The sequence below is a fragment of the Aeribacillus sp. FSL K6-2848 genome, from assembly GCF_038004325.1.
Lineage (GTDB): Bacteria > Bacillota > Bacilli > Bacillales > Aeribacillaceae > Aeribacillus > Aeribacillus composti.
Genome location: NZ_JBBOQQ010000001.1, coordinates 17,501 through 33,749, shown reverse-complemented (window position 1 = coordinate 33,749; position 16,249 = coordinate 17,501). Strand labels below are relative to the sequence as shown.

The following is a 16,249-nucleotide window of genomic DNA, read 5'->3' as shown; positions in this document are numbered from 1 at the left end:
GCGACGAATATTATTTTACCATGATTGTTTATAATGTCAACACTTTTTTTGAAAATAAAAACACCCGCCTGTATACAGGTGTTTTTCAAGGGATAATCACCATTTTAATAATTACTAAAGCAGCTAATCCGGGGAGCCCCAATAAACCAGCAATAGATGATGTAACAATATTAATGGGCACGTGCAGACCGAAACTCGTCCCAAAAGAATTAACAAAAAAAAGTAGCAAGGCCCCGATCACAATTTTTATAAAAATACTCCCTATCCATTTCACCGGTTTCAAAGAAGCACCGGCAAGAAGCAGAAGGAATAAAAGCCCTAAAATGCAAATGATCATAATATAAGACTCCATTATATAAAACCCACCTTCCTGTTGATTTCGGCTTTACTTTAACAATATGAAAGATTTCATATTGTTTAGAACTAAGAAAACAACAAACAGGAATGTGGCTGCTTCCTTCTACCTACTATTCCATCTTGATATTTCTCTTTTTGGCTTCTTTTAAAAGAAATAAATATTTTGCTTCTGCTAATTTTAAACTGCTAAGCACCTCAGGTGAAGGATCAAAGCTTTTTTCCACTAAACGCTTTTGATACTCCCAATGTTCCTTCAGCTCAATTAAATCTTGAAGAAGCAGCTGATCGAATTCTCTTCTCAACCATTGCTTTCGCCGAATAAACATGTCTGGCAAACTCCTTTTCTCTTCAAATCTCTCGTCTTCCCTCCAGCGCTTTTGAAAGTGTGACTTCGTCCGCGTATTCTAAATCACCGCCAACAGGCAGCCCATGAGCAATTCTTGTGATTTTTATGCCTGTAGGCTTTAAAAGGCGAGAGATATACATTGCTGTCGCTTCTCCCTCAATGTTCGGATTTGTTGCTAAAATTACTTCTTGAATTTCATCATTTTGCAGACGTTTTAGCAAATCAGGGATATTAATATCTTCAGGACCAATCCCGTCCATTGGCGAAATGGCGCCATGCAGAACATGATATAGACCGTTATATTCTTTCATTTTTTCCATTGCAATGACGTCTTTCGGGTCTTGAACCACACATATTATGCTTCTGTCGCGGCGCTCATCTTTGCAAAGATAACATGGATCTTCATCTGTAATATGACCGCAAATCGAGCAATATGATAAATTTCGTTTTGCATTGACAAGCGCTTTCGCGAAATCCAATACTGTTTCTTCTTTCATATTTAAAACAAAAAAGGCCAGACGAACGGCCGTTTTCGGACCGATTCCTGGCAGCTTCATAAAGCTATCAATAAGTTTTGATATCGGTTCTGGATATTGCATCGAATAGATCCTCCTAGAACAAGCCAGGCAAATTCATACCTTTAGTAAATCTTCCCATCGTTTCGCTTGTTAACTCATCCACTTTGCGAAGAGCATCGTTTGTTGCTGCCAATACCAAATCTTGAAGCATTTCAATATCTTCAGGATCTACAACATCTTCATTGATTTTCACTTCTAAAATTTCCTTATGTCCGTTTGCAACAACCGTGACCATACCGCCGCCAGCAGTTCCCTCCACTTTTTTTTCAGCAAGCTCCTCCTGAGCCTTTTGCATCTCCTTTTGCATTTTTTGCATTTGCTTCATCATTTTTTGCATGTTTCCCATACCGCCACGCATCATCATATTATCTCCTCCATAAGCATTTATTTACTCTTTTATTTCAATCAGATCCGTGCCAACTAATTTTTTTGCTTCGGCAATAAGCGGATCTTCTTCTTCATGTTCCTGTTGATGTGCATCGTCTGATCGTTGATTGCGCAAATAATCCTCCCTTATTTTACCCCATTCTTTCTCCGGAACGCCAATCATCTCCATTTGACGTCCAATGAGTCCTTGTAAAATCGTTTGGAGGTTTGTTAATACATGATTTTGATTTTCCGCCACCATTTTACAATGGATTTCATATTTAAATTTTAGCACAAAAGCATATTCGCAAGCAGCAACTGGTTCACTTTCATTTAAAAGGGCTGCATGCGACACTTTATTTTGCTGCTTTAGCGTTGTTAACAGATCTCCCCATCGGCTTTTCACTAAATCCAAATCTTTTCGAGTAGCATTTCTCAAAATATCATAAATGCGGTCAACAGGCGTTTTATAACCGCTTTGAATTGTTTTTTGTACTTTTGCTTCTTGTTTAACAGGCGACTGTTCTTGAACTCCATGCTGAACTAATGAAGATATTGTGCGTTCAAGTTCCTGTATTCGATTAAGAAGTTCTTCATAATGAACTGAAGGCGGCTGCACACGCTCAGTTTGACATAATTTCACAATCGCTACTTCTACAAAAATACGGGGATGATTCGTCCATTTCATCTCCTGCTGGCTTTGATTCAAAACTTCAATCGTCTCATAAATTTGCTCAATAGGAATTTGTTCGCACAATGAAACGAACGCATCGTCTATTGCGACTCGTTCCATTACTTCCTCTAAGTTTGGAGCCGATTTATATAATAACATGTCGCGATAGTAATAAATGAGATCTTCAATTAATTTTAAAGGATCTTTCCCTTGATCCAACCATTCGTGGATAGTTTTTAAAGCTTCCGTAACATTGTTCTCAAAAATAAATCGGACCAAATTTGCGAGCATCTTATGAGAAACCGATCCAGTTATAAATAATACATCCTCCAATGTGACTTTATCATCGCTAAAAGAGATGGCTTGGTCCAACAGACTCAGTGCATCTCTCATCCCACCATCAGCCGAGCTCGCAATAACCTTTAACGCTTCCTCTTCAACCTTGATCGATTGATTTTCCACAATTTCCTTCATGCGACGTACGATGGATTGAACAGAAATACGCCGGAAATCAAAGCGTTGACATCTCGAAATAATGGTAAGCGGAATTTTATGAGGTTCAGTTGTAGCCAAAATAAAAATCACATGTTTTGGAGGTTCTTCAAGCGTTTTTAATAAAGCATTAAATGCTCCGATTGAAAGCATATGAACTTCATCAATAATATATACTTTATATTTGACCGCCGCAGGTGCAAATTTGACTTTATCGCGAATATCGCGAATTTCATCTACTCCATTATTAGAAGCTGCATCAATTTCAATAACGTCCGAAATCGATCCTTCCGTGATTCCTTTACATGCAGGACACTCATTACAAGGCTCTGCAATTGGTGCTTGTTGGCAGTTGACAGCTTTCGCAAATATTTTTGCAGCGCTTGTTTTACCTGTTCCTCTAGGACCTGTGAAAAGATAAGCATGCGAAAATTTATTTTGTAAAAGGGCATTTTGCAATGTTTTCGTGACGTGTTCTTGTCCCACGACATCACGAAACTGCTGTGGCCTCCATGCTCGGTATAAAGCCTGATAACTCAAGTAACGCCCTCCCCTTTATACAGTAATCTTTCATTTATTATACCTGATTGTTTAAACGAATGTAAGTTTTCCATAAGAAGGATAAAAAACTTATGAAAAAAATAAAACCGATCTCTGTAAAAGCGTCTCCAGTTAAATAGACAGCACATGTAGACAGCCTGAGACCGATATTCATTAGGACTTTAAGCTGTTTCTCTTTTGAAGCCGTTGATAGTTATATTGCATAATGCATCCTTCATCTATTCGGACGTGCGGAAAAAGTATGGATGAGACTTGAAATGGGACGGCGTATTCTGTATGGTTTTAGCCGCTAAGGACACTTTTGTTTCAAGATCTTCTTGGGGAGTTTTAAAGTCTTTCTAATATTTTCTTCATTTCTTTCTGCTTAAAGTGTTTTCCCCATCATGCATCAATCCATATTTTAAACCAATGTCCTCATTACATTTTTTAAGCTTTACATCATACGCTGTTCATATTTCTCTCATCGAAAAAATCCCCTTATAGTTGACAGACTTTTCTTTTTCTGCCTACTATAAGGGGATCTTATTGTTTGATATGATAACTGCCGTGCACCTTCTGTCGATTAGCAACCCTAGGCGTTACTCAAGCAGTTAGCTCAGTTCAGGCAACCCTGCGGCACATGAGAGCTTCCACTTAATGCTGCTTCCTTCCGGACCTGACATGGTTCATGGATTCTCATTGCACAGGACCCAAACGTCAACACCACTTACTTGAGGCAGACCCTAAAATATACTAACCTCGAGAAGGAATTCGGCCTCGCTAGAGCGGATTGCGAGTACAGGGCACCGCTACCTCCCCGCTTAGCACGGCAAAGTTTAAACCGATTTTCACTTTGCGCCGTTTAAGGACGCAAATTTAGTATATATGTTTTTTCGAGAAAATGCAACGCTTCCCAATATGTTAAAAAATTCAATTGTTTTTATTTTTCATCACTAGCATTGCAGTAATTAAATCTGATGATTCAAAATACTAAGAATGTTCAATTTTTTATTGATTTCGAAACAAAAAAATCCTTTACAATGGAAGTACAGGTGGTTCCTGTCCAAATCCAATCGTAAAGGATAACCATTATGGACAAGAATACACTAATTTCATCATTTGGTAAATGGGTTTCACCCATAAATATTCAAAAACTTAGCGAACAAGTCAAAGAATTGAAACAGGACTATTACACAAAAAAGCTGACAACAGAAGCCTATATTAAACTTTTATTGGTAGCCCAGCTGCTCGAATTTACGAGCTTAGAGGAAATGAGTGATGCACTTGTAGACGAAGATCTTCAAAAAGCACTCGGATTTGAATCGATAAGTGCCTCTCAGCTATCCCGAAAAAACAATCAGATCAACCCACTAATTCTTGCAAATTTGTTCTTGGATCTTGTTTGGAAAATTCAACGGTACCATTATCAAAACGGAAAGAATATGCCACTGAAAATCATTGATTCAAGTACACTCCCGTTGAATTTGACCCATTATAAATGGGCAAAATTCCGTAAAACAAAAGCTGGTGTAAAGCTACACTTACGGCTCGTTTTCATGGATAAAGACACCGTCTATCCTGAAAAAGCAGTGATTACGACAGCAAAAGAACATGACCGAAATCAACTCGAAGTCCTAGTGGATGATCAAGAAGCCATGTATGTGTTTGACCGCGGTTATGTGGACTATGAACGTTTTGATCGGATGACAGATGATGGCTATTTCTTCGTTTCAAGACTGAAGAAAAACGCAGTCATTCGTGAAGTCTATACATTTTCACTTCCTGATGATTGTCACGTTCTATCCGATAAAATGGTCTACATTGGTACCACACAAAATCGTACTGAAAATGTCTTTCGTCTACTAGAAGTTATGGACACAAAAGGGAACTTACTTCGTTTCATCACCAACCGATTTGATTTAAAACCAGAAGAGATAAGTGATATTTACCGATCTCGCTGGGCTATTGAGCTCTTTTTCAAATGGCTCAAGCAACACGTGGAAATTAAGCACTTTTATGGGATGAGTGAAACAGCTATTCAAAATCAAATTTTCTTAGCCCTTATCACGTATTGCTTACATGTTCTCATTCAATTGGAGATGAAAAGTAAGAAATCCCTACTTCGAATTACTCGTTGGTTAAAGAGAGCTCTGTGGAAACCAGCTTATGTTTGGTTGCGAAAATTTGATGGGCGAGCCAGTCCATAATCTCCCTTTTGTCGTTGTCGCTCTGGTTTAACTGTATATATTTACCAAATGGGCAGTGCCACCTTTCTTTAGGTTTTGTCTTTTTGGCACAAATTCACAAAAATTAATTAACAGAAAATTCTAACTATATTTATGCAATGCTAATGATTTTTCATTTTCAACCGTTTTTTCTCTTCCCGCAACTTTTGAAAAAAACAGGTTAACATTTCACTGCATTGCTCCTGCTTCACGCCTGAAATTACTTCTGTTTGATGATTGAAACGAGGTTCATTTAATAAATTCATTAACGTTCCTGCACAACCAGCCTTCGGATCGAAAGCGCCGAAAACTACACGTTCAATTCTTGACATTACAATCGCTCCTGCACACATTGGACATGGCTCAAGCGTCACATATAGCGTCGAGTTCTCGAGTCTCCACGTTCGAAGCTTCCTGCACGCCTCATCAATTGCCAATATTTCCGCATGAGCGATTGACCTCTGCTCGGTTTCCCTCAAATTATGAGCTTTTGCAACCACTACATCATCTACAACAAGCACAGCACCAATCGGAACCTCGCCAATCTTTTCCGCCTTCTTCGCCTCTTCAATTGCTAAAGTCATATAATATTCGTCTTTAGTCATTTTTTGCTCCTCATCCTATCGATATAATTTCATCTTAAAAAAAGTGCGGGTTCCTTTCAACCTTTTCCAAAAGCATGTTTTCTGCGATGAAAACATAAAATTTACAAACAGTTTTTACAGGAGGTCATGATTTTGCTAATTCATGTTGTTCAATCTGGGCAAACGCTTTATTCCATTGCACAAACATATGGAACATCTATAACAGCCATCGTTGAAGCAAATGAAATTCCTAATCCTGATCAGCTTGTTGTAGGTCAAGCAATTGTTATTCCAATCATCGGACAATTTTACACCGTTCAACGGGGAGACAGCCTTTGGAGCATTTCAAGAAAATTTGGTACGTCTGTATTTGAGCTTGCAGCAGTAAATGGACTGAATATAAATCAATTATTGCCTATTGGCCTTCGATTATATATCCCAGAACGGCCTAAACGGCAAGCAGAATTTAATGTATATTTAGAACCGCTTGGTGCTCAAGTCAGCCAAAATCTCGAAGACAGCGCAAGAGAGACTGCCCCTTATTTAACCTACCTTACCCATTTTAGCTTTCAAGCACAACGTGACGGTTCTTTAAAAGAGCCACCGATTGGGAACTTGCAAACTATTGCTAATGAACAAAATTTAGTGTTTTCAATGGCTGTCACAAATTTGGAGAACAATCAATTTAGTGCAGAGTTAGGGCATATATTGCTGACAGACGATGATGTACAAACTAAATTTTTAAATAATATTATTGCCACAGCAAAAAAATATCAGTTTCGAGATATTCACTTTGATTTTGAATATTTGTTTCCTGCCGACCGGGAAGCCTATAATCAATTTTTGCGAAGGGCGAGAGACAGGATTCACAGTGAAGGGTGGTTCATTTCCTCTGCATTAGCCCCCAAAACAAGCGCAGAGCAAAAAGGACAATGGTACGAGGCCCACGACTATAAAGCACATGGAGAAATTGTGGATTGGGTCGTCATTATGACATATGAATGGGGGTACAGCGGCGGACCGCCAATGGCTGTTTCTCCTATCGGCCCAGTCCGTGATGTACTCGAATATGCCGTTACGGAGATTCCTCCACAGAAAATTATGATGGGACAAAATTTATACGGTTATGACTGGACTCTTCCCTTTGTGCAAGGCGGGCCTTACGCAAAAGCGATAAGTCCGCAGCAGGCGATTCAGCTTGCATCAAAATACAATGCAGAAATCAAATTTGATGAAGAAGCCCAAGCCCCTACTTTTCGATATACGGATGAAAACCAAAAGGTTCATGAAGTTTGGTTTGAAGATGCCCGTTCCATACAAGCCAAATTCGATCTTGTAAAAGAGCTGCATTTGCGAGGTGTCAGCTATTGGAAACTAGGAATTTCGTTTCCGCAAAATTGGCTGTTGATTATCGATAATTTTCAAGTCGTAAAAAAATAAATACTTCTTTATAAACAACTATTGATCAAATGATCTTAAATATGAGGAATTTCTGTTTTGTTTTTCAAAAAAATAAAAGAGGCGCCTAATAAGTTGCTTTTCAGCTTATAGACGCCCCTTTAACGTTTATATCGATGATTTTTGTTTTCCATGAGGATTAGCCATTTTGTTTTAAAAAATAAAAAATTCGTTACAGCCCGTAACGAATTTAGCCAATCTCCAATTTATGCGCACTCGGTAAATAATGGCGGAGGAGGAGGGATTCGAACCCCCGCGCGGTTTGACCCGCCTCTCGGTTTTCAAGACCGACCCCTTCAGCCAGACTTGGGTACTCCTCCATATGACATGGACTAATATAGCACAGTATAAAATGTATGTCAATAAACTCATAAAAGTTATCAAATAATTTTTTTCCTTAAACGCTTCTTTACAAAGAAGCTTATTTTTTTAAATGAGCATTTTGCATATTTTTTGACCCAAGAGCCATAAGGATTTCAAAGACATAAAAAAGGACTTCACCCCTAAAATGTAGAATTTTTGAAGTGACGAAACCACAAAAATTCAAAAGGAGGAAGTCACTTTGTATATTCTACAAGAAAGCCTATTTTCCTTTGAAGAACTGCAAAAATTAGAGTCAAAAGAGAAATTACCTATCTTTTTTAGCTCGCTTGATTTACGCCCTTATGCTAAACAGTTGAGAAGTTCTTCACCCCGAGGGGCTGACGGTCATTCCAGAGAAGGGATTCTAAGAGCTCTCATCGCTGCCCCACTCGAAGGCATCGACACCTTTACCGCCCTTCATCATCGATTGGATAAAGACCTTCGTTTCCGTTATCAATGCGGTTTATCGATTGATCGCCCCGCACCGTCTATCTCCACTCTCAGCCGGGTTTTTGCGGCACTTACCAAAAAAAAGCTGGCTGAAAAGATCTTCCTTGACTTGGTACAGTTAGCTCAGGAGGAAGGAATAATTGACGGCAGCCACCAGGCCATCGACAGTGCCGCCATTGATGCCTATGAAAAGAAACAGCCCAAAAAGCGTAGTGAACAAACGGGTAATGCCAATTGGGGCGCAAAATATGATTCCTTCGGCAATAAAATTACCTGGTTTGGCTATAAGATGCATCTTTCAGTCGATACCGCAAGCGAACTGCCAATAGCCATAAAAGTAACCCCTGCCCATGTGAACGATGGAGAAGTCGCACCAGAATTAATAGAGCAAGTGGCAGAGCGTACCAAATCCAAAATTGAATTTCTGATCATGGATGGCGGATATGACCAACTAAAAAACTATGAATCAGCCAAAAACATTGGAGCGCAAGCCATTATCCCGCTCAATTTGCGCAACGAAAAAGAGCCTCCTGAAGGGATTTCTTCCAATGGAACTCCGCGTTGTTCCATGGGTTATGAAATGACTTATTGGGGAGCTGATAAGGACCAGCTCAAGTTCAGATGTCCTCACGCAACCGGCAAAGTGGATTGCCCATTAGGAATGGCAGCCTGTTCATCTTCCAACTATGGAATGGTGGTAAAAGTCGACATCAAAAAGGATGTGCGCCGATATTCCAATCCGCACCGTGATACAAAACGTTGGAAAGAGCTTTACAACGAGAGGACAAGTGTAGAACGCTGTAATTCAAGAATGAAAAGCTACCTTACGGCGAACTCCCTACATGTATGGGGAATTGAAAAAGTAAAGACCCATATTTACCTGAACGCTATTGTATTACTTGTTTCAGCGCTAGCGATGGCAAAGGAAAATAAAGGGAAGAAAGCCGCTTAAAAAAATTCAATGTGAAAAATTCTGTAGGTATGCCCGAAAACAAGATTATTGTAATATTTTGTAAAATAACATGCTGGTAGCTATTTGCCGAGTGCTTTATTTTTTATACTTTTATCCAAAAAATCTAATTTTGCAAAATGCTCAAATAGAAAAAATTAAAAAATTCGAAAAAAATCGATTGTATTTCATTCATCATGTTATAAACTTGTATTGCAAGTTAATTTAAAGCGCTCACAAATGGACACTAGTTTTTTCGGGACATGAACAAATGCATCTTTTCCCCGCAATCGGCTGCTATCTTTGCATTGATTTGCCGCGCTTTTAAAACAGCATGTATAAAAACAACTGAAGCCTAGTGCAAAACGTAAATCCCTTAAAAAATGAGAGTGAGAAGCTTGCGGATGACTAGAGGAGGACGGAGAAAAATATGTATGATTATGTAATTGTCGGTGGAGGAATAGTCGGCTTATCCACTGCATTGGCAATATATGAACAACACCCAAACGCAAAAGTGGCAATAATCGAAAAAGAAAATAAAGTTGCCTCCCATCAAACGGGTCATAACAGCGGGGTGATCCATTCCGGTATATATTACAAGCCCGGGAGCTATAAGGCGCAGCTTGCAAAAAAAGGTAATCAGGCAATGATCATGTTTTGCCAAAAATACGATATCCCTTATGAAGTCTGTGGCAAAGTAATCGTTGCCAGCAATGAACATGAGCGGGAGGAGCTTGAGAAGCTGTTCCAACGCGGATTAAAAAACGGCCTCAATATCCGGAAAATTTCAAAGGAGGAGCTTCATGAATTTGAACCTTATGTGAATGGAATAGAAGCCATTCATGTTCCATCAACAGGTATTGTAAATTTCCGTCTTGTTAGTGAACGGATGGCAGATTTAATCCTCGAAAAGGGCGGGGAGATCTTTTTAAACGAAAAAGTAGAAGTGATTCATGAAAAAAAACAAGAAGTTATCGTTGAAACAGCAAACAAAACCTTTCAAAGCCGATTTTTTATAAATTGTGCAGGACTTAACAGCGATCGTATTGCTAAAATAGCAAATCTGTATACGGATGTGAAAATTGTTCCATTCCGTGGAGAATATTATATGTTAAATCCGCAAAAATCATATTTAGTTAAAAACTTAATCTATCCTGTACCAAATCCTAATTTTCCATTTTTAGGCGTTCACTTTACTAGAATGATTGACGGATCTATAGATATAGGTCCAAATGCTGTTTTAAGCTTGAAAAGAGAAGGGTATAAAAAAAGCGACGCAAATATGAAAGATTTGTTTGAAGTATTAACGTTCCCCGGTTTTTGGAAATTAGCAGGTCAATATATGAAAGAAGGACTCGAAGAAATGATTCGATCGATGTCAAAGAAAAAGTTTGTCGAAAATGTTCAAAAACTCATGCCCGATATTACAGAAGAAGATTTGCTGCCTGGACCATCTGGTGTCCGAGCTCAAGCTTTAAGTAAAGACGGGGCTTTAATCGATGATTTTTATATTGTACCAACGAAACGGTCCATTCATGTGCTGAACGCTCCATCTCCTGCAGCGACAGCATCCATTGAAATAGGAAGAACAATTGCCAAAAAAATGATACAACGGCAGCCTATATAAAATACATTTGTACATAAAAGGGGGATATGGAGGAACCCCTCCTACCCCCTTTCATTTTTTCTATTCAGTAAGAATTACTTTTTACTAATTACTGTTTTATTTCCCATATATGGACGCAGCACTTCCGGAATGACGACAGATCCGTCTTCTTGCTGGTAATTTTCCAAAATGGCTGCTACTGTACGACCTATTGCAAGCCCAGAACCATTTAACGTATGCACATGCTCAGGCTTTGCTTTCGGATCCCGTCGGAACCGTATATTCGCCCGGCGAGCCTGAAACGCTTCAAAGTTGCTGCAAGAAGAAATTTCACGATATGTTTGATAGCTTGGAAGCCATACTTCAAGATCATATTTTTTTGCTGCCGTAAAGCCTAAATCAGCTGTACACATGCTCATAACTCGATATGGAAGTCCTAACAGCTTCAATACGTTTTCAGCATGACTTGTTAATTTTTCTAATTCCTCATAAGAATCTTCAGGCTTTACAATTTTCACAAGCTCCACTTTGTTAAATTGATGCTGGCGAATAAGGCCGCGCGTATCTCTTCCGGCCGCCCCTGCCTCAGAACGGAAGCAAGCGCTGTACGCTACATAATTGATTGGAAGCTGCTTCTCCTGTAAAATTTCATCACGGTGCAAATTTGTGACAGGAACTTCCGCTGTTGGTATTAAGAAATAATCCTCACCTTGAATTTTAAAAGCGTCTCCCTCAAACTTCGGAAGCTGTCCTGTTCCGATCATGCTTGTACGGTTCACTATATACGGAGGCAAAACTTCCTCATAGCCATGTTCTTCAACATGCAAATCTATCATAAAACTGATAAGCGCCCTTTCTAATCTTGCGCCCAAACCTTTATAAAATACAAAGCGGCTGCCGGTCACCTTGCCGGCTCTTTCAAAATCGAGAATTCCTAATTGGTCGGCAATTTCCCAATGAGGTTTTGGTTCAAAACGAAAGGTCGGGATTTCTCCCCATTTGCGGACTTCTACATTATCTTCCTCTGAATCGCCGACTGGAACGCTCTCATGCGGAATGTTTGGAATCGACAAAATCAAGGTTTCTAACTTTTCTTCAATCTCTTTTAATTCCTCATCAAGTGTTTTGATGCGTTCTCCTACTTGACGCATTTCTTGAATTAAATGATCTGTGTCTTTCTTTTCTCTTTTCAATTCGGCGATTTTAGAAGATACTTCATTTCTTTTGCTTTTTAATTCTTCCGTCGTAACAATTAGTTCACGACGCTTTTTATCCAAGTCAACAAATTGATCAAAATCAGTTAAATCCTCTCCACGGTGTTCAAGCTTCTTTTTTATTTCTTCAAAATTTGACCGTAAAAATTTCATATCAAGCATCATGGACACTCCTTTCGTTTTTATATTCAAAATAAAAACTCCCGTCCAAAAAGGGACGAGAGTATACCCGCGTTGCCACCCTGCTTGAAGGCATCAGCCTTCCACTTACAAAGGTAACGGTTTTTTCCGTAAATGCTTACTAACAAAAACTTGCATTCAGCATTTCACTCAAGGACGGATTCACAAGCGTTTTTCACTGGTTTCCACCAACCACCAGCTCTCTTAAGAAAAACAACTTGCTACTAGTTCCTCTCATTGCTTTAGATCTATTTATATTCATAAATTTACTATAAGTTTAGGGTTTGTTCAACTTTTTTATGCATGAACTTTCTCGTTTGATTCCTTCACCATATTTAAAAAATATTGCACAAATCGATGATCATCCGTCAATTCCGGATGGAATGAACATCCAAGAATGTGGCCTTGTCGAACAGCAACAATTCGATCCTCATGTTTTGCTAAAATTTCAACATTTTCTCCTGCTTCTACAATATGCGGAGCGCGAATAAACACACCTATAAAATCGTCCCCAACTCCTGCAATGGTTAATTCCGCTTCAAAACTTTCACGCTGGCGGCCGAAAGAATTCCGTTCAACGACCACATCCAATACACCAAGGTGCGGCTCATCTTGTCCAACAATTTGCTTCGCCAGCAAAATAAGACCAGCACATGTACCGAAAACAGGTTTTCCTCCCTTTATAAATTCTTTCAAAGGGTCCATCAACCCATACTTTTCAATCAATCTTCTCATTGTCGTGCTTTCGCCGCCTGGTAAAATAAGTCCATCGATATTTTGCAATTGTTCGGATTTTTTAATTTTTACGCCTTCTGCACCACAAGCTTCGATTGACTGAATATGCTCCCTCACAGCACCTTGGAGTGCCAAAACTCCTACTTTCATTTTGTATTCTCCTTTACCAGCCACGTTCTTGCATACGATGTTCCGGAAGCAATGAAGAAATATCGATCCCTTTCATCGCAGTTCCAAGATCTTTCGATAAATGAGCGATTAATTCATAATCCTCATAGTGTGTGGTCGCTTCCACAATTGCCCGGGCATACTTTCCTGGATTTTCAGATTTAAAAATACCTGAGCCGACAAACACACCATCTGCACCAAGCTGCATCATCAACGCTGCGTCAGCAGGTGTTGCAACGCCGCCAGCAGCAAAATTCACGACAGGGAGTCGTCCTTCCTTTTTAATTTGTAGCAGCACTTCATACGGGGCTCCTAAATTTTTTGCTTCCGTCATTAGCTCATCTTCGCTCATACCGACAATTTTCCGAACCTGTGCATTCACTTTCCGCATGTGACGAACTGCTTCTACAATGTTGCCAGTTCCCGGTTCGCCCTTCGTTCTGAGCATGGAAGCACCTTCTCCAATTCGGCGAGCTGCTTCTCCTAAATCACGGCAGCCACAAACAAATGGAACCGTAAATTCCCGCTTATTTATATGAAACTCTTCATCAGCCGGTGTCAACACTTCACTTTCATCAATATAATCAACACCGAGCGCTTCTAATACTCGAGCTTCTACAATATGTCCAATACGGCATTTTGCCATTACTGGAATCGTAACCGCGTTCATGACCTCTTCAATAATCGTCGGATCAGCCATGCGGGCAACCCCGCCTGCCGCACGAATGTCAGCAGGAACTCTTTCCAGCGCCATGACGGCAACCGCACCTGCTTCTTCAGCAATTTTGGCCTGTTCTGCATTGACCACATCCATGATGACGCCGCCTTTTTGCATTTCGGCCATTCCCCTTTTTACTCGATCAGTACCTGTAATTGCCATTTCTATAGTTCCTCCTTAATGATACATTCAAATGCATACGTCTATTTTATCCTAATTTTTATAAAATTCCTATCAAATTTCAAGGATTTCTTTTATTTTAAATATAGTAAAAACCCCCAACAAAATGTTAGGAGTTATGCATTAAAACCAGCTTTTTACCATGTTTGCTGCTCCGTTCCATACATCACCAAAAAAACTACCAATGCCTCTCATTGATAATACAAACCAGTTAGCTTTTTCGACTTTTGTTTTTGTCACTACATCAACTTTCGCTTCGGATTCACCTGTTACAAATCCGTAATCCTGGCTGTTCCCTTTATATTCTACGGACATATACCCGACCTTGGCGCCCTTTTTAATTGGTGCAGTCAGCTCTCCGTTCGCAGTTAAAAGCTTTTTATCTAAAACATATTTCGGCTCATACTGGTCTTTTTCCCCACGTTTAATAGGGAGCTTTAAAGAATCTTTTGTTTCTATTTCTACTTTTTTCTCTTTTCCTTTTACAACAGATACAGTTGATTTATTTTTTATTTGATATTGCGCAGGAAATAATTCCTCAATGGAAAAATTGCTGAAAACATAGTCCATTAGTTTTCTAGTTTCACTAAAACGATGTACGTAATTGTTGCTCCCTTTACCTTTCGCATTCATAACAACTGTGATGATTCGCATTCCGTTCCGTTCGGCTGTTCCCGTAAAGCAGGAGCCCGCAAAATCGGTATATCCTGTTTTTAACCCGTCTACACCTTCTGTACCATAAACTAATCCAGGCAGCATCCAGTTCCAGTTTTCCATTTTAATCTCATCATCCGTACCTTCTCGAAAAGCTTTTCTCGTAATTTTGGCCGTTTCTAAAATCTCAGGATACTCCTTTAAAAGATGGTACGCAAGGCTGGCAACGTCTCTCGCAGACATTACATTTTCTTCTTCCTCACCTGTTCCTTCCGGATGCATCCCCATTAAGTCTCTATTGTTTAAACCTGTCGCATTTACAAACTTCGTATGCTTCAAGCCTAGTTCTTTCGCTTTTTCATTCATCATTTTCACAAAATTTGTTTCCGATCCACCGATCACTTCTGCCACTGCAATCGCCGCACCATTTGCAGAATAAATGGCCATTGCTTCATATAACTCTTTTATTGTATAACTTCCATCTTTTCTTAAAGGGACATTGGATAAACTGCGATTTTGGGAAATTTTGTAAACATAATCACTTGGACGATATGTTTGATCCCAAGAAACTTTCTTTTCATGGATCGCTTCCAGCAGCAAGTATTCAGTCATCATTTTTGTCATACTTGCAACTCCAAGAGTTTTATCAATATTTTTTCCGTACACAATTTTCCCTGTAGAGGCTTCAACGGCAATGGCTGCAGAGGCATTGATGCCCAATGGGTCATTTTCTTCAGCATTTATTTTGGGAGACAAAGGGGAAAATGCCGTCATCAATAAAAACGTGATGACGAGAGCCGAGATGAATTTTTTCGTGAAGTGCACCATGATTACCTCCATTTATTTGAAAATATCTATTTTAAAAAATAATTAATAGTTAACACAACAAAATTGATTTTAACATACATCTTATAAAAAAAATAGACAGAGTCTCTACTCTGTCTAAAAGTCGTAATTTTTTAAATAAGACTATTGAACTGTCAGTTGTTAAGAAATGGAATAATTAGGAGCCTCTTTTGTAATTTGAACATCATGCGGATGGCTTTCTCTTAATCCTGCACCAGTCATCCGGATAAATTGTGAATGCTCACGGAGCTCATATAAATTTTTTGCTCCGCAATATCCCATACCTGATCTCACACCGCCGACAAGTTGGTAAATTGTCTCTGCCAACGGTCCTTTATATGGGATGCGGCCTTCAATTCCTTCTGGAACAAATTTTTTGTTGTCCTCTTGGAAATAACGGTCTTTGCTACCTTTTTCCATCGCTGCAACTGAACCCATGCCGCGATATACTTTAAATCGACGCCCTTGGTAAATTTCTGTTTCTCCCGGGCTTTCAGATGTACCTGCAAGCAAACTTCCTAACATGACGGCATGTCCACCTGCAGCCAATGCTTTTACAATATCTCC

General features: G+C 39.4%; 15 protein-coding genes, 1 tRNA gene, 1 other RNA gene and 1 other annotated feature (1 of these 18 only partly in view). Of the genes, 4 read left to right on the top strand and 13 right to left on the bottom strand.

The features are described from left to right. Positions 1-85: 85 nt before the first annotated feature. The 6 genes from NSS70_RS00150 to ffs form a co-directional block, all read right to left on the bottom strand. Entirely contained in the window at positions 86-352 is a 267-nt protein-coding gene (locus tag NSS70_RS00150; RefSeq protein ID WP_340880738.1) for a pro-sigmaK processing inhibitor BofA family protein, read from the bottom strand. Between the two features lie 115 nt (positions 353-467). Next, positions 468-683: a YaaL family protein gene (locus tag NSS70_RS00145; RefSeq protein ID WP_063388673.1), complete on the bottom strand. Its 216-nt coding sequence runs from the start codon at positions 681-683 to the stop codon at positions 468-470. Between the two features lie 22 nt (positions 684-705). Beyond that, complete coding sequence (recR, locus tag NSS70_RS00140; protein ID WP_063388672.1) at positions 706-1,302, bottom strand: recombination mediator RecR; 597 nt, start codon at positions 1,300-1,302, stop codon at positions 706-708. Between the two features lie 13 nt (positions 1,303-1,315). After that, positions 1,316-1,639 (bottom strand): YbaB/EbfC family nucleoid-associated protein, encoded by a 324-nt coding sequence (locus tag NSS70_RS00135; RefSeq protein ID WP_375338795.1) that lies wholly within the window; start codon positions 1,637-1,639, stop codon positions 1,316-1,318. A gap of 30 nt (positions 1,640-1,669) precedes the next feature. After that, positions 1,670-3,352: a DNA polymerase III subunit gamma/tau gene (dnaX, locus tag NSS70_RS00130; protein ID WP_339193737.1), complete on the bottom strand. Its 1,683-nt coding sequence runs from the start codon at positions 3,350-3,352 to the stop codon at positions 1,670-1,672. Between the two features lie 565 nt (positions 3,353-3,917). Continuing rightward, positions 3,918-4,182, bottom strand: an RNA gene (gene ffs, locus NSS70_RS00125) — signal recognition particle sRNA large type. Positions 4,183-4,443: 261 nt separating this feature from the next. On the opposite strand from ffs, the gene NSS70_RS00120 reads away from it, so the two are divergent. Further along, positions 4,444-5,559 (top strand): IS4 family transposase, encoded by a 1,116-nt coding sequence (locus NSS70_RS00120; RefSeq protein ID WP_340880736.1) that lies wholly within the window; start codon positions 4,444-4,446, stop codon positions 5,557-5,559. Between the two features lie 140 nt (positions 5,560-5,699). Here NSS70_RS00120 and tadA read toward each other — a convergent pair whose 3' ends face one another. Beyond that, the gene (gene tadA, locus NSS70_RS00115) at positions 5,700-6,182 is read right to left on the bottom strand and encodes a tRNA adenosine(34) deaminase TadA (RefSeq protein WP_340880734.1); all 483 of its coding nucleotides are present in this window, start codon (positions 6,180-6,182) and stop codon (positions 5,700-5,702) included. Between the two features lie 132 nt (positions 6,183-6,314). Between tadA and NSS70_RS00110 the strand changes: the two genes are divergently transcribed. Further along, positions 6,315-7,601: a LysM peptidoglycan-binding domain-containing protein gene (locus NSS70_RS00110; RefSeq protein WP_130158354.1), complete on the top strand. Its 1,287-nt coding sequence runs from the start codon at positions 6,315-6,317 to the stop codon at positions 7,599-7,601. 245 nt (positions 7,602-7,846) lie between these two features. On the opposite strand, the gene NSS70_RS00105 is transcribed toward NSS70_RS00110, so the two are convergent. After that, positions 7,847-7,939 (bottom strand) — tRNA-Ser (locus tag NSS70_RS00105). 242 nt (positions 7,940-8,181) lie between these two features. Here NSS70_RS00105 and NSS70_RS00100 point away from each other — a divergent pair. Beyond that, positions 8,182-9,384 carry a transposase gene (locus tag NSS70_RS00100; RefSeq protein ID WP_339192838.1) on the top strand — a complete coding sequence of 401 codons (1,203 nt, stop codon included), beginning with the start codon at positions 8,182-8,184 and terminating at the stop codon, positions 9,382-9,384. A 427-nt stretch (positions 9,385-9,811) separates the two neighbouring features. Further along, positions 9,812-11,008 (top strand): L-2-hydroxyglutarate oxidase, encoded by a 1,197-nt coding sequence (lhgO, locus tag NSS70_RS00095; RefSeq protein ID WP_340880733.1) that lies wholly within the window; start codon positions 9,812-9,814, stop codon positions 11,006-11,008. Positions 11,009-11,082: 74 nt separating this feature from the next. On the opposite strand, the gene serS is transcribed toward lhgO, so the two are convergent. The 5 genes from serS to guaB all read right to left on the bottom strand — a co-directional run. Then, positions 11,083-12,363 (bottom strand): serine--tRNA ligase, encoded by a 1,281-nt coding sequence (serS, locus tag NSS70_RS00090; RefSeq protein ID WP_340882440.1) that lies wholly within the window; start codon positions 12,361-12,363, stop codon positions 11,083-11,085. A gap of 48 nt (positions 12,364-12,411) precedes the next feature. Next, positions 12,412-12,628 (bottom strand) — a binding site (T-box leader). A gap of 50 nt (positions 12,629-12,678) precedes the next feature. Further along, on the bottom strand, positions 12,679-13,266 hold the full coding sequence (pdxT, locus tag NSS70_RS00085; RefSeq protein WP_066251693.1) for a pyridoxal 5'-phosphate synthase glutaminase subunit PdxT: 588 nt from the start codon (positions 13,264-13,266) through the stop codon (positions 12,679-12,681). A gap of 13 nt (positions 13,267-13,279) precedes the next feature. After that, a complete protein-coding gene (gene pdxS, locus NSS70_RS00080; protein WP_063388667.1) occupies positions 13,280-14,164 on the bottom strand; it encodes a pyridoxal 5'-phosphate synthase lyase subunit PdxS in 885 nt (294 codons plus the stop codon). 141 nt (positions 14,165-14,305) lie between these two features. Then, positions 14,306-15,664, bottom strand: coding sequence for a serine hydrolase (locus NSS70_RS00075; protein ID WP_117017543.1), 1,359 nt, complete (start codon positions 15,662-15,664; stop codon positions 14,306-14,308). Positions 15,665-15,823: 159 nt separating this feature from the next. Beyond that, positions 15,824-16,249 carry the 3' end of an IMP dehydrogenase gene (gene guaB / locus NSS70_RS00070; protein ID WP_063388665.1) on the bottom strand. The gene runs 1,041 nt beyond the window's last position, so only the last 426 of its 1,467 coding nucleotides appear in the window; its start codon lies beyond the right edge, outside the window; it ends in the stop codon at positions 15,824-15,826.

What these genes read in the sequence shown, in the direction of transcription:
- NSS70_RS00150 (WP_340880738.1), bottom strand. Translation starts at nt 352, where the DNA reads ATGGAGTCTTATATTATGATCATTTGCATTTTAGGGCTTTTATTCCTT.
- NSS70_RS00145 (WP_063388673.1), bottom strand. Translation starts at nt 683, where the DNA reads ATGTTTATTCGGCGAAAGCAATGGTTGAGAAGAGAATTCGATCAGCTG.
- recR (WP_063388672.1), bottom strand. Translation starts at nt 1,302, where the DNA reads ATGCAATATCCAGAACCGATATCAAAACTTATTGATAGCTTTATGAAG.
- NSS70_RS00135 (WP_375338795.1), bottom strand. Translation starts at nt 1,639, where the DNA reads ATGCGTGGCGGTATGGGAAACATGCAAAAAATGATGAAGCAAATGCAA.
- NSS70_RS00120 (WP_340880736.1), top strand. Translation starts at nt 4,444, where the DNA reads ATGGACAAGAATACACTAATTTCATCATTTGGTAAATGGGTTTCACCC.
- tadA (WP_340880734.1), bottom strand. Translation starts at nt 6,182, where the DNA reads ATGACTAAAGACGAATATTATATGACTTTAGCAATTGAAGAGGCGAAG.
- lhgO (WP_340880733.1), top strand. Translation starts at nt 9,812, where the DNA reads ATGTATGATTATGTAATTGTCGGTGGAGGAATAGTCGGCTTATCCACT.
- serS (WP_340882440.1), bottom strand. Translation starts at nt 12,363, where the DNA reads ATGCTTGATATGAAATTTTTACGGTCAAATTTTGAAGAAATAAAAAAG.
- pdxT (WP_066251693.1), bottom strand. Translation starts at nt 13,266, where the DNA reads ATGAAAGTAGGAGTTTTGGCACTCCAAGGTGCTGTGAGGGAGCATATT.
- pdxS (WP_063388667.1), bottom strand. Translation starts at nt 14,164, where the DNA reads ATGGCAATTACAGGTACTGATCGAGTAAAAAGGGGAATGGCCGAAATG.
- NSS70_RS00075 (WP_117017543.1), bottom strand. Translation starts at nt 15,664, where the DNA reads ATGGTGCACTTCACGAAAAAATTCATCTCGGCTCTCGTCATCACGTTT.